Raw genomic sequence first — 13,974 nt, 5'->3', positions numbered from 1 at the left:
ATTCTGTTTTAAAACCTTCAAAAACTCAATTGTATACCCATATTAAATACTCTTTGGACAGGATATCCTAGCCCGTTCCCCCCCATTTCAGGATCCCATAACTTGAATTTGCTGAATGTGAGCAAGTTTGTCCCGCTAAAATAGATGCGTAAATTAGACATATGGGCTTTGGACGCGATGTGTACAGGTAAAGTATATCCCAACTCGACGGACTTCAGGCGAAGGAACGTGCCATCTCGCATCAGCCATGTAGACGTCCTGCTATTATTCTCTATATGGGTGGTCGACAGACGCGGCCACATGGCATATACATTCCTGTTTGCCTCCGACCAATGACTGTTGGCGATAGCCTCCATCAACCCTTGTTGCCCCCCGATAAACGGGGTTACATCTACAATTCCACGACCAAAGTCATTATATGTTGTAAGCCAGAAGGATGTCCTTGCATTTCCCTGAAAAAAGAAAGAGAGGTCAAAGTCCTTATAGCCGGATGATAATCCGAATCCGTAAGTAATTTCAGGAGTTCTAGGATATCCTATGGGAGCCATATCCAATTCTGTGATTTTCCCGTCCCCGTTCAAATCCTTATATTTGATATCTCCGCCTTTATAATTGCCAAACTGTGTCGGGGAATTGCGTACCTCTTCGTCATCTACAAACAAGCGTTCAGCAATATATCCCCAGGTTTGAGTCAATGGATATCCAATTCTCGATCTCCATGGAGCATCGGGATAATCAGGCTCTTCGTATACTTTAAATTCACTGGTTGCATAAGTGAAGTTGGCTATACCGCTTATCCATGCATCTTTGTTAAAGGAATGGTTCATATTTACGGAAACATCAACTCCATGGGCAGCGGCTTTACCCACATTGGAACGGGTAGCAGCTTGTAGTCCCATGGTTGAAGGAATAAATGCCCTGTTCATCAGGATATTGCTCCTATCTTCCTGAAAGTATTCTGCTTGAATATCAATTTTTTCAAATAATCCGATCTCGGCGGTAATATTAAATTTCTTCGAAGTTTCCCAGGTAATCTGGTCATTCGCGTACCGGCTAATAGAAACACCATCTTTGGTCAGACCGCCCCTATTCCCAAATGTGCCGAATGAAGAGCGGTGACTCGAGCTGTTCATGTTCACATTGGAAAGATAGAAGAACCTGTCATTGGCATCACCGATAGCATCGTTTCCCGATAATCCGTATGTGGATTTTAATTTCAGACTGCTCACAATCTTACGCAATCCTTCCCCGTAAAAACTTTCGTTTGAGATATTCCATCCGATGCCGGCAGAAGGAAAAAATCCAAAACGCTCCGCTTTTGAAAAACGCTCCGACCCATTATATCCGAAATTACCTTCAAACATATATCGTGAATCATAGGCGTACGTGATACGTCCTGCCAGGTTAAGGTTCCTGTATGGTAACGACCTTTGCAGATCCCCCGCGTTCCCTTTTAATTCATTCCGCATGGTATAGACCAAAAGCGCTCCCAAGTCATGCTTTTCATTAAGATTACGTGCCCAGTTTAACGCACTCTCAAAATAGGTGACCGCATTTACGTTTTTAGGCCCTTCACTATAAGAAAGGTAGTCCGTCCCATGTTCTTCATTCAGGGGAGAAAGCGTATAGGTATCTTTTCCTTTATTGTAACTCCCTACGGTATAGTAAAACGGATCATATTGCCTTACCACGTCAAAGTATGAATACCGGTTTGTATTGAACATAGCACGAAAAGAGAGACCTTCCATGATGAATTCAAGATCCTGTTTTAATTCAAATTGGGCTCCCATTTGGCTCTCTGAATATTCTTTATATCCTCTCACCATTTCTGCATACGGGTTATAATATTGCATGTTGTCGTAATTGCCGAACAATATATGTTCCGTATATTCATTTGCTGCATCGGGTGCATAATAAGGGGGAAACAATACCGGATTTGTATGCATCACCATTTGAAAAATCCGCTGGCCACCTTGAGGGGGACCCTTATAATCGTCGAATGCTCCCGACAGACGTACAATTGCTTCCGTTGTCGGAGTAACGTTAATATTCACGTTCGAGCGCAACATGTACCGGTTCAATTGGACGTTGTTATTAAAATTGTTTTTATTGTCAACATTCAATACCCCGTTGTCGTTTATTACACTTCCGGCAAGGTAATAACGGGTGACCTTTCCCCCGCCCGACAGGTTAAAATTCAACCGATGGTTGTTGGAATAATCTTTGAATAACATGTCATACCAGTCAGTGGCCGGATATACATAAGGGTTGGTTTTGTTTATCGTGTTTTGAATCTTGTGTTCCGAATACATCAATTTACCTAGCGGATCCCTTGTCCGGATGGCCTCGTTATGCAATCGCATATAGGTGACCGGATCTGCCATATGCACTATTTTTGTCGGCTGGGAGAGGGCTTCCTCATACCTGATATTTATCCGGGCCTTGCCTTCCCGTCCCTCCTTGGTCGAAACGAGGATAACACCATTGGCTCCTCTCGAACCATAAAGGGCTGTTGCTGTCGCATCTTTCAAAATAGAAAAACTCGCAATGTCATCCGGCTGCATTCTGGCTAGTTCCGTACTGGATGACTCATTATTGTCAATTAGGATCAGCGGGTCTTTCTTATATCCAAAAGTGGTTACACCACGAATGAAAAACTCTGCGTTATCCCTGCCCGGTTCACCGCTTCGCTGATAAGCGATCAGTCCGGACATCCGCCCGGCCAATGCAGTTGTTAAGTTACTTGAAGGAATTTTCAATTCTCCGGGATTGACCGTTGATATAGAAGCTACGACGCTCTCTTTCTTTTGCTTCCCGAAAGCAACAACGGTCACTTCGTCTAATTCGCTGGCTGCCGCCTTCATGGTTATTTCAAGGTAGGTCTGGGCTCCTACCGTGATAGTTTGCGATTGTAGTCCGAGAAAAGAGACTACCAGCTTGTCGGTAGAAGTGGCCCTAATTTCGAAAGACCCATCTATGTCTGTCGTAACTCCCCGCGTTGAATTTTCAATCTGAATTGTGGCACCCGGCAAAGGTTCACCTGTTTCCGATTCTATTACTTTCCCGCTTACCTGTTTCTCTTGCGCAGATAAATAAATAGGAAGTAATAAAGAAATTAAAAATAGAAAAATTAACTTTTTTTTCATCTTGTTCTTTTTCTTTGTTTAATAATTAGATTTAGTTTGAATTGTTGATTAGATATAGTGGGTTGTATATTGCTATTAATGAGCATATTAAGCAAGTGCCCACGTTGAGGAAGTCTACATCTTTTCTTATGTCTATACAGAAAAATATATAAATTTAAATACAAAGCAAAGATAGAGTCCCTGAATTGTCCCTGGATGTAAAAAATGATTTTAAAACAGCGCGATATGCCGTTTTAATGTTAAATTCTATGGATTTTAGTTTCTTTTTTAAATAAAAATGATATTTATATCCTGTGAGACTGTACCCAAAAACAGGATTGATCAATGTAAAATTGCAAAAATTTAAAGTTTCACATGTACGAAATGACGTAAATTGTACTTTTAAGAATGTGTTTCCATCACGGGCACATTGGCATCATCACATCTTTCTGCCCTGTAGCGATGTCCTTTGTGAATAGGGAGCCACTTTGCCGGGTTGCTAATATTGAAATCTTATCATCATTCACCTGTATTTTTTTCGGACTGATTCCCGGGTATTACAAAAGAGATGAAAATGATATGCTTTTTTTCCTGTCAAGGTTCTCTTCGTTTATGGCAAACAATTAATAATCAATGAAAATTCAATTGTAATCATTGTCTAAATGGGAAGTGTTTTATTTTCTGATATGATACAAACAGATAGAGAGAAAAGTCCGAATCTCATTTGTTTTCATTATCAATCTTGGAGTACTTGCATTATTACTGTTAACTCCGTATTTATTTTTTCTATTTCAAAAATTGTCCAATATCATTCGTCATTAAGTGAATTAATGCCTTGTTCTTTTAATTTTTCAAGGTGTTCTTTCATTGCATTTACTTGTTCGGTTTGATGTCCTTGCCATATTGTTACTTCTCCAACAACTCTAAATGGTTGAGTTGAACGAAAAGATTGTGTAGGATTTCCAGGGAACTTCTTGTCGGTTAAGTCGGGGTCATTTTCAATTTCTCCTGTTGGTTCTACTAAGTATATTCTTTCCCGTCCGTCTCCAAAGGCAAGCTCTGCTCCCCAAACTGCAGCGTCTAATGTCGCTGTCAAGAAGATATATTTTGCATTTTTTTGTTGTCCGTAGTTAGAATTGTAACCAGCTTCTATTAAGTCACCAACTTTCAAGTCTGCTTTTGTCCCGTGAAAAAAAGTCTGTGCGAAAGGTGTCGCACCTTTTCTATTCGTTTTCTGTTCGTTATTCTTATTCTCCATTGTGAAATTTTATTTTTTACTGTCTGTTGTCTTTGATTGCCGGTTGTTTTACAACGCTCATTAACCGCGTGTTATGGTCCCTGTTTTCTTTCCCTTTCTTATTCATCATCCACCATTTTATAGTCAATCTCCAACTAAATCCACAAATTAACCATAATGGTATCCCAATCAAAATACTTTTTTGAGTAATATCCTAGTTTTTGATCAATGGGAAAAGGATTTGCATTGTAATAAACATAAACAGTCCAAAGAAGAGACCTGATTTTAACCAATTTTTAGTCTAATTTTTCGTTTCCGAAATTTCAAGATTTATGTTTCATATCTGTCGGGTTGCTTGTTTAACCAGTTTTGTTTTAATGCTTTTCTAAACCATCCCCAAATCGGGAAAGTCAAAACCAGTACTATTGATGATGTCTAGTTTCTTTGTACAGGAATTATTTCACCACAATTGTCACAGTAATAACCGAACCCATTTTTGAACATAGTCCTATTTTGCGATGACCATTTAAGTCCGCTATGCATAGTCCCACAATCAACGGAACAACAACTGTTTGATGCATGCATTACAACAGGTCAGGCAGAACAGAGGTTCAGCCGGAGTTGATCGAATGCCTGTAGATGAACTATACGACCATCACCTGACAAGGAACAGGGAAAATATAGAGAAATCATTGGTAAACGGCACTTGCTTGCCACAGTCCATTTTTTGGGTAGAGATGCCCAAGAGTGACGGGGAGACAAGTCTTTTAGGTGTACCTACCGTGGTTGACCGAATACTTCGTCAAAGCCGTAGGGCAGGTTTTAGTCAACCGGTTCAATATGTAATTTGAGGATTACTGTTACCGTCCGAATAGCAATCCTCAAATTAGCGGTTCGTGATTTTATTATTTCAATTTCCTAAATTCATAACCATCTGGCTCTACAAACCCATCCACAAACAACTTAAATGATTTCACTCTATTATTTTCAAAAACAAAAGGAAACTGAACAGTTCCAAACATGGGTTGATTATAAGTACAGGTGAGCATATCTTTTTTGAATATTGAGAATACTCCTTGAAGTTGGGGGTGATGCTCCAAGGAAAGAACATATTCATTGCCCCGTTTTTGAATGTATGCTTTGCCGTAATAATCACAAAAGTATGTGCCAACAATAAAATCCATGTTGATGGAAAAGTTTTCTCTTTCAGCCCTGTCCTCTTTAATCTGAGTGTTATTTTCCGCATTTCTTTTTTTCTGACGCTCTATATTGCTAAATGTATAATCCGGTGCATTTCTTTGGAGAGACGCATCAATTATTTGCCATTTAAGGGTTTCATGTAAAAGGTGATTATCTTGATTTGTTAATATGACAATACCTAAATTTAGTCTAGGAATAAGTGCCATTGAAGTTAAAGTTCCTGCATAAGCACCATTATGCTGCATCACTTCAATATTTTGATATTGAAAAATCTCCCATCCTAGCCCATAGGTTTTAAAATACAACTCTCTATCTGCTGCTTTTGATTTACCTATTATGGTATTACTTTGCCACATTTTTTCTATTGCACTTTCAGGGATAATATTTTTGTTTTCGAAGCTTCCCTTGTTCAATAAAACTTTCACCCAAATACCCAAATCTTTGATGCTTGCATAGATACCACCATGACTGAAAGGCTCGATTTTATGAGGTGCAAGAACAATAAGGGAGTCATTTATAACGGTATGACCAGTCACTTTATTTGTATCGATAATGATATCTTTCTCAAAAACAAGTGTCCGTTTCATCTCAAGTGGAATTAAAAACCTATTGTGCAGATATTCATTCCAGTTTAGACCGGTAATGTTTTTCACACATTCGCCAGCAATCATAAACCCAAAATTCGAATATCCAAAACGTGTCCTTATTGGATAAGCGGGGGGGATTTTACTGAACAAATTAATCATGGTCGCATAATCCAATGTGGTCTCTGTGTTGAGGAAGTCACCTTGAAAGGTTTTCCATCCTGAACGGTGAGACAGTACATCCGTAAGCGTAATTTGCTGTTCATATAGCTTATCTTTCATCGTCAACCATGGTAGCCATTTTTTTACTAAATCATTTAAAGATATTTTATTTTCAGCTTCCATTGTAGCAAATAATGTCCCGGTGAATGTTTTTGTTACCGAAGCAATGGGAAATATGGTTTGTTCGTCGACTTTATTTTTTGTTTCCCAATCCCGTACACCATAACCCTTTTGAAGCAAAATTTCCCCGTCTTTTATAATGCAAACGGCTATTCCCGGTATTTGCCAATTTTCAATTGCTTGTTGTATGTATTTGTCAATGCTATCATTTTCAAAAAATAAGCTTGTTGCTTGTGCCATTGATCTGTTTGGAACTAGCAAACAAAAAGCCACGCAAACAAAGAATATTAGTTCCTTTGATTCTTTCATATTATTTAGTCTTTATATGTGCATTATGTTTTACTGGAAAAGTAACCGAATTAGCAATGAAGCAAAGCAGAACCTTTTCATATTCACGCACCAGCCACTTTTCAAAGGCAACCATAAAGTACAGTTTTCCCTTGACGGCTAACGGCGAGAAAAAGAATAGTAGCCGACAGCGTGGTATCTACCTGTCAAAAATACAAAAAAAGTTGAAGCGCACAACCCTTGAATTTACTATTTACTCTGTTATTATTTGTATCATTGTTATGTGCTATGCTTTATTTCCTTAGGAATCTAATTTTTGGATGATAGTAAACTAAGTCCATTTTTTTCAGATAGATATTCTTGGGACAAACCTTTTCTACTTCTCAAGGTTTTAATTTTTTGTGCTAATTCTTTGTTCTTCATTTTTTATATTTTAAAATTTAGAACAAAAGTATACTTAATATCATTAATTGCTCAAGTCATACTTACGTCATATTTACGTCATTTACGCCAATATGATATTTCATAGGTTATTGGCATACCGCACAACGGCTGACAATATGAAATGGTTGGGTTTTCGGGGTGCGTTCGTATCCGCTGGGAAAAATGTTGGTGTGGGAACAAAAGTTTCACAATCAACGGAACAACAACTGTTTATATTGTGCGTTGTACGTAGTTCTTTATTTTTCTTCCATTTTAATTTTAAATTCTTCGGAAAATTGGACTAATATATTACTCACTTTTTTCAAAATTATCATTATTCTAATTTACCGACAGGTTTAGTTTAACGGTTGACGGTATGAAACGTAGTGGATTTCGTGGCTGCGAACCTATCCCTCGTTACTGACCTTACCAGCGGGAACTGAGCTGCAAATTGCACTAAAACCGCTATGTTTTATGACCGCGTGTTAGCGGGCGTTTTTATTTTTCAATTTTCTTTCCAGTTAAGTATCCAAGACTCTCTGTTATCTTTTCAATATCCCAATTCCACCACTGTAATTCTAACAATTCTTTTATCTTAATATCAGAAAATCTCTTTCTAATCTCAATTGCTGGGTTGCCCCCAATTATTGCATAAGGTGCAACATCTTTGGTTACTGTCGAATTGGTCGCAATTATTGCTCCATCACCGATACGAATTCCTGGCATTATGGTAACATTTGAACCAATCCACACATCATTACCAATAACGGTATCACCTTTTATTGGTAAATCATGTAATGTCGGCATTACTCTCTCCCATCCATTGCCAAAAAGACTAAACGGATATGTCGTAACCCCTTTTTGTTGATGATTGGCTCCATTCATTATAAAAGTCACTCCCGGTGCAATCATGCAAAATTTCCCGATAATTAGCTTATCTCCAATAAAATCATAATGATACTTTACGTTTTTTTCAAAATTCAAGGCGTCTTCAAAATCGTCATAATATGTGTAATCTCCGACTATAATATTGGGATTCGTTATAGTATTCTTAAGAAAACATAGTCTCTTTTGTCCATTTAGTGGATATTTTTCGTTTTTATCTGGACCTATTCCTGTCCTAATCTATGTGTTGGGTATCTTTTATAAATGACCGCTAACGTGTTAGCAGCCGTATAAGTTTGCATTATATTTTTCTATAAGATCCAATTTGAAAATATCTTTATCGCGTCCAAATAATCTTAAAATTCGCTCTTGTTCTTTTATGGTAGGTAATTTAATTTCAATGTATTTGCTTTCATGTATTTATTCTTTAACGTTTACTATTGTTATCTCTCGACATACCGCTGTCCAGCTTGCGTGAAACCGCTCGTTACCTGCTGGTAACGACTAATCATTTTCTTTTTTGTTTAAACTCTTGTTTGCAATCAAAGCAATAATATCTCTTTTGAAAAAACGGTGTAGGAGTCGCAAACAGTATTGAAGTAGTTAAAAAGAACCAACCTGCCTTCTTCGATTTAACAATCTCGTTTGAACCGCAAAATGGACAAAATACCTTTGCTTCATCGTTTACTTCCTCTTGCTCATCAGAATAATTTTCAAAACGAGACAACTCTTCTGGCGATTGCAAATTATCATCTTTAATATATCCCGTTTCTTTCAAAATTTCAATAGCTTGGTTTAAATCGCTTTCTCTGACTTGAAGTTTCACTCCTCCAATCGCATTTGAATAAAATGGATTGACTTGAACTGTTAATTCGTCTTGCACGAAACAAGTAATTCCTTCTGATTCTAATTTGCCTCGAATTATCGCAATTTCATATCCAAAAGTTGCAGTTAAAACCGTAACAAACTTCTCGTTTATCTTTTTCTCTGTATTATTCATTTTGAAAACCATACTCAGACTGTTAAATTAAATAAAATTCTATCAATAGAAGAATAGCCTCGAAAATCAAAAAATATTTCATTTCCAATTTGTTCCCAAGCAATGACAAACTTAAACAAACTCCTATGCAACCTATTATTACATTAGTAATCAATATCCCTTCGCGAATCATAATGAGCCATAATACATCTTTTTTTAGTCGATAAGCAAGAAAGAAATAAGTTTGGTAGATTATCCACAATAAATTGATTACTGTAAACATCAATCCTACAATCTGATTTGCTTTTATCTTTATCGACATAGTTTAATTACTACTTTATCCTGCCATGCTGTCGCCCGCTTGCCAATAGGATGTTAGTGGCTCGTTGTTTACTCATCTCAGTTTTTTCATTGTGTTGCTTGCAAGTAACGACTTCATTTGTGTGATAGCTACTTTTCTTGTTCCGTAGCGTCCGGCTTTTACAAGCATTCCTACGGCTTTTGTCCGGTCAATCCATTGACCAGCTGACATTATAAATCTGCTTGTGCCTGCTTCTTGTCCAGTTACCCCGAATTCGGGGTAATTAAAATCGGGATTATTTATTTTCCCCCAAACGCCAAGATACTCTATATTATTATTGTTGGTTATCCATTTGCCAGTCTTTTTGCTACCTTCTCGAAAAGTAACAGCCATATTCGTGAGGCTGATATAATCGGTATTCAGCTGACTGATAACCGTTATTTCGAATGCTTTGACTTGTAGTATTCTTCCTTTTGCCATAAAATTTGTTTTTTGCGTGTTTGATACGCTATCGGTTCTCGTTTTACAATGACCGCTAACGGTTAACGGCTTTGCGAAAGCGGGGCTAAGAAATTTAAAACTTTCTATAAATACGAACTCGAGCAAAAACCATTTTCGTTTTTCAAACTTACAAAAAATAAAAAAACTAAATGTTTTTTTGCGACTTAAAGTGCGAAAATCTTCAACGCCAGGGAATTTTGCCCCCGCTTTTGCAAAGCCGATGTTGTGTGATGGCAATTTTTTTTGTACTTTTGTCATAAACTAAATTATTTCATCATGTATTTCAGCAGACCTTGGACTTTTATATAAGTGAGAGACAGTCCTTCCTTATTTTTTTAAATCAATATTTTTTCTAGACGATTAGTCTATGATTTACAGCCACTATTTTATTCTAAAATCAGTGTCGTAATTTCATTGCTGTTTCTGATGGTTAATACTGTCTTTCACTTTCTGTGATTTGAGTCAAGTATTCATCCAAAAGAAATTAATAATGAAAAAAAATCGTGTTCCTGTAAGGTTTACAGGTCAACATTTTACAATAGACACCCGATTAATAAATGATGCTATTCGGCTGGCTGACGTGCAAAAAGAAGATTTGGTTTTAGATATTGGTGCCGGTCTCGGTTTTTTGACTGTTCATTTAGCTAAAAACTCTGACAATGTGATAGCTATTGAAAATGACAGGCGTTTTGTATCCGAACTCAGGTCGAAATTCGGATGTAATAAAAAAGTCAACATTGTAGCAATCGACTATATGCGGTTTTCGTTTCCGCAAAAGCATTTTAAAGTGGTTTCTAATATACCATACGGAATCACTTCCGATATTCTGAAATCGCTGATGTTCACGAATCTGGAATATTTTACGCAAGGCTGTTTGATTATGCAATTAGAACCCGCTCAAAAACTTGTTCAGCAAAAGTTTTTCAACCCGTATGTTGTTTTTTATCATACATTTTTCAGGTTGGAATTGATGTATGAAATTAGTCCGAAAAGTTTTCTGCCGCCTCCAACGGTTAAGTCGGCATTACTAAAAATCAGTAAAAAGAAGTGTGAAAATATCGGTGTCGAGATGAAAGAAAAATATCTTGATTTTCTTTATTTTATGCTTCATTTCCCTGATTTGCCGGCACGTACGGCTTTGAAGAAAATCTTTCGTAAACAACAAGTTAGGGAACTTTCTGAAAAGTCTGGTTTAAAGTTGGATAATTCGGTTTGCACGATGTCTGCACAGCAATTTTTAGAATGTTTTGTTGAAATGTTAAAAGTCGTACCCGATAAATTTCACCCAAAAAAGTAAATCCGTTTTTGTCAGAACAACGCTTTTTCATTTGGGGAGAGTGTTGTTTTTGCTTGCACATAACGGTTCGGCAGCTTGTTGTAGTGCGGGGTTCACAAATGTTCACGCCCCGCATTACAGCAAACCGCTTGTTATTGGCTGGCATTCTTTATTTTATATAAAATTCAAGTTCATTTAACGGGTCTTCTTTAAAATATTTTTTCTCTTCAAGAACTTTAGAAGCAAGACTTAATGCTGATTTTCCATTTTCTATATCTTCTTGTTTTGGAATGATAAACAAATTTGTTACTTGACGTTTCCAATTCCGAATAGATTCCGCACTCAGAATTCTAATTGTTTCATCATTATCAATCGTGCCGATTACCAAATCTGCAATAACAGACCAACCGCCAATTTTTGAAAACAGTTTCAACATTGATTTTTTCAAATCTTGGTTATCTTGCTTATAAATTTCTCTTGCTTTTTTCAAAACATCGCTTGTTGCATTATGCGACAGAAACTCGATTATAATATTTCTAAGTCCTGTTGCTTTTACACTCAAATTTTCAACTGCAAATGAATAGGCTTTCTCGTTATCTAATTTTTGTAATGCGAAAAATGCTGTTTTTTGAACCTTAATTATTGGATTCGATAAATACTGATCTATTATACTAACTTTTCCTACTGCGTTAATTTCGGCTAATCCGTTTAATGAACCAATAATTTGCTTTTTCTCTTGTAGATTTTGGCTGTATATTTCCGCAAAATCAAGATTTGAATTTTTCAAAGAATATCTCGCAAAATTTCTGACGGTACCAGATTCATCTGCGATAAAATTCAAAATCAAGTCGCTGAAAGTATCGCAATCTTTTAGTTTAGAAAGAGTTTGATAACGGATTTTTCCCGATTTGTCTTTCAGTAATAATTCGATTTCATTCTTTGCTAATTTGTCAAAGTGATTTATTGCAAAACTTCGCACCAAGAAATGTTTGTCGGCAATAAGCAACTGCAATTCTTGATAATTGTCTGAATAGGTTTCAGATAAATATTTTGCAATTATTATTCTCAATTTTTCGGGATACTTTTTGAACGATTTGAGAATGTATTCACGATTTCCCCAGATAATGAAATTCACGACTTCATTATACAATCCACTCAAATCGGTTCTTTGCACTTTTTGAAGCCACTCAAATAGAGGAAGATTTTCCAACAGCGAATCAATAAATTCGCTTTGCTTGAAATATTCAAATCCTTGCAAGGCAACGTCCCGAACTTGCTTTACCCAATCAGCCAAACGATAAATCAAAAATGGAATTGTTCTTTCAGATTTTGATTCTATTAATTTTCTGACAGCCTTTTCTCTTATATATCCGCTTGAATTAAAAGAACTGATTGCCAATAAATTCAAGTATTCTTCTTTGGGAAATTTTTTCTCATAAAAATCAATGTCATCAATAGAAATTTGACAATATTTGATTGATTCGTAAAATCCTTTTTTGCTGTCAATTTTCGTGAAAAGAAACAATATCGTTTCGCAGCATTTGTTCCGAAGATTTTTATTAGAATGTTTCAAATAAGGAATCAGGTATGGAATTAAACTCGGATAACCGCTTTCTCCAATTTTTGACACAACAAGTAGCTTTTCCTCGATATTTTCTTTCGAGAAAAACCACTTCTTATTAGATTGGTTCAATATCTGTATATATTGATACATTTCCATTTTATTTTACTTTCATTTTCCGCACGTACGCTTGCCGCTAACGTTTTGGCGCTTGGCGCAGTGGCGGATTTCGGAGCTCAAAACTGTCAATACACCACAAATTTTGATGCGAGGTAGAATGTTCAATTAACTTCTTCACCCGCCATTGAGCCAAACGCCTGTTATAGGGTTGTGTAAATTAAACTGTGTCAGGTTTTAATTTTATTGTTAATTCAACGTCATTTTCTAATGGGTAATGCTGAGACCTGAGTTTTAGTTGGTCAAAAACGGTTAGGGGTCGATCCCCTAATCGTTTTTATGTTCCAATGATGCAAAGCATCGCCATCGTCTTGTTGGTCACCACAAAACTAATGAAAATTATTGAATCGCCATTATCAATAAAAATTTAATCGAAAAGTTTAAATCTATCCGGAAAAAGAATAGCCAGTTGCTGGGCCGCCTGTCCCCAGTCTTTCAAGGGCATGGTCCACTTCTTGCGGATATTGCGGTAGGCCAGATAAACCAGTTTTTCCAACGCCGTGTCATTCGTGAAAACCCCTTTGTTTTTTGTCACCTTGCGAATCTGACGATGATATCCCTCCACCGTGTTGGTGGTGTAGACCAGTCGCCGGATGGCGTCAGTATACTGGAAATAGGCCGATAGTTTATGCCAGTTGTCCTGCCAGGATTTAATCACCAGTGGATATTGTTCGCCCCAGTTCAACTCCAGATTGTCCAGCTCCACTTCTGCCTGTTCCTTGCTTACAGCCTGATAAACGGGCTTGAGATCCTTCATGAAGGCTTTTTGGTATTTGCCGGCAACATATTTTAGGGAGTTTCGCACCTGATGCACAATGCAGCTCTGAACGATGGTTTCCGGGAACACACTATTGATCGCATCGGAGAAACCGGTCAGATTATCCACACTGGCTATTAAAATATCCCGTACTCCCCGAGTTTGTAAATCAGTCAGTACCGAGAGCCAGAAATTAGCACCTTCGCTCCTGGAAATATACATTCCCAGCAGATCCTTATGCCCGTTGCGGTCAACTCCGAGCACATTGTAAATGGCGCGGGTAACCGGTCGGTTTTTATCATCCATAACCTTGTAGTGGATGGCTGTTAACGGTAACT

The 13,974-nt window shown here is 37.2% G+C and carries 9 protein-coding genes and 1 pseudogene; 2 read left to right on the top strand and 8 right to left on the bottom strand.

All coding sequences use genetic code 11. The features are described from left to right. Positions 1–17: 17 nt before the first annotated feature. Together AC1HCU_RS06320 and arr are read right to left on the bottom strand one after the other, a co-directional pair. The gene (locus AC1HCU_RS06320) at positions 18–3,146 is read right to left on the bottom strand and encodes a SusC/RagA family TonB-linked outer membrane protein (RefSeq protein ID WP_480370429.1); all 3,129 of its coding nucleotides are present in this window, start codon (positions 3,144–3,146) and stop codon (positions 18–20) included. Positions 3,147–3,933: 787 nt separating this feature from the next. Next, complete coding sequence (gene arr / locus AC1HCU_RS06315; protein WP_480370426.1) at positions 3,934–4,383, bottom strand: NAD(+)--rifampin ADP-ribosyltransferase; 450 nt, start codon at positions 4,381–4,383, stop codon at positions 3,934–3,936. A gap of 554 nt (positions 4,384–4,937) precedes the next feature. Here arr and AC1HCU_RS06310 point away from each other — a divergent pair. Then, positions 4,938–5,213 carry a hypothetical protein gene (locus AC1HCU_RS06310; protein WP_480370423.1) on the top strand — a complete coding sequence of 92 codons (276 nt, stop codon included), beginning with the start codon at positions 4,938–4,940 and terminating at the stop codon, positions 5,211–5,213. A 54-nt stretch (positions 5,214–5,267) separates the two neighbouring features. Here the strand turns inward: AC1HCU_RS06310 and AC1HCU_RS06305 are convergent, their stop codons facing one another. From AC1HCU_RS06305 to AC1HCU_RS06290, 4 genes are all read right to left on the bottom strand, one after another. Next, on the bottom strand, positions 5,268–6,797 hold the full coding sequence (locus AC1HCU_RS06305) for a serine hydrolase domain-containing protein (protein WP_480370421.1): 1,530 nt from the start codon (positions 6,795–6,797) through the stop codon (positions 5,268–5,270). Positions 6,798–7,697: 900 nt separating this feature from the next. Continuing rightward, positions 7,698–8,312: a Vat family streptogramin A O-acetyltransferase gene (locus AC1HCU_RS06300; protein WP_332456458.1), complete on the bottom strand. Its 615-nt coding sequence runs from the start codon at positions 8,310–8,312 to the stop codon at positions 7,698–7,700. Positions 8,313–8,592: 280 nt separating this feature from the next. Further along, positions 8,593–9,084: a putative signal transducing protein gene (locus AC1HCU_RS06295; protein WP_332456457.1), complete on the bottom strand. Its 492-nt coding sequence runs from the start codon at positions 9,082–9,084 to the stop codon at positions 8,593–8,595. 373 nt (positions 9,085–9,457) lie between these two features. Beyond that, positions 9,458–10,123 carry a KilA-N domain-containing protein gene (locus AC1HCU_RS06290; RefSeq protein ID WP_480370418.1) on the bottom strand — a complete coding sequence of 222 codons (666 nt, stop codon included), beginning with the start codon at positions 10,121–10,123 and terminating at the stop codon, positions 9,458–9,460. 232 nt (positions 10,124–10,355) lie between these two features. Here AC1HCU_RS06290 and erm point away from each other — a divergent pair, with 232 nt between their 5' ends. Next, positions 10,356–11,162 (top strand): 23S ribosomal RNA methyltransferase Erm, encoded by an 807-nt coding sequence (erm, locus tag AC1HCU_RS06285; RefSeq protein ID WP_332456452.1) that lies wholly within the window; start codon positions 10,356–10,358, stop codon positions 11,160–11,162. A gap of 148 nt (positions 11,163–11,310) precedes the next feature. Here the strand turns inward: erm and AC1HCU_RS06280 are convergent, their stop codons facing one another. Together AC1HCU_RS06280 and AC1HCU_RS06275 are read right to left on the bottom strand one after the other, a co-directional pair. Beyond that, positions 11,311–12,861 carry a hypothetical protein gene (locus AC1HCU_RS06280; RefSeq protein ID WP_480370415.1) on the bottom strand — a complete coding sequence of 517 codons (1,551 nt, stop codon included), beginning with the start codon at positions 12,859–12,861 and terminating at the stop codon, positions 11,311–11,313. 385 nt (positions 12,862–13,246) lie between these two features. After that, a pseudogene (locus tag AC1HCU_RS06275) lies at positions 13,247–13,966 on the bottom strand (IS256 family transposase); the annotation flags it as partial. Positions 13,967–13,974 lie beyond the last annotated feature (8 nt).

The organism is Proteiniphilum sp. LBM24028 (assembly GCF_056629195.1).
Note: the sequence above shows the minus strand (reverse complement) of the source record. Positions and strands in the feature narration are given on the sequence as shown.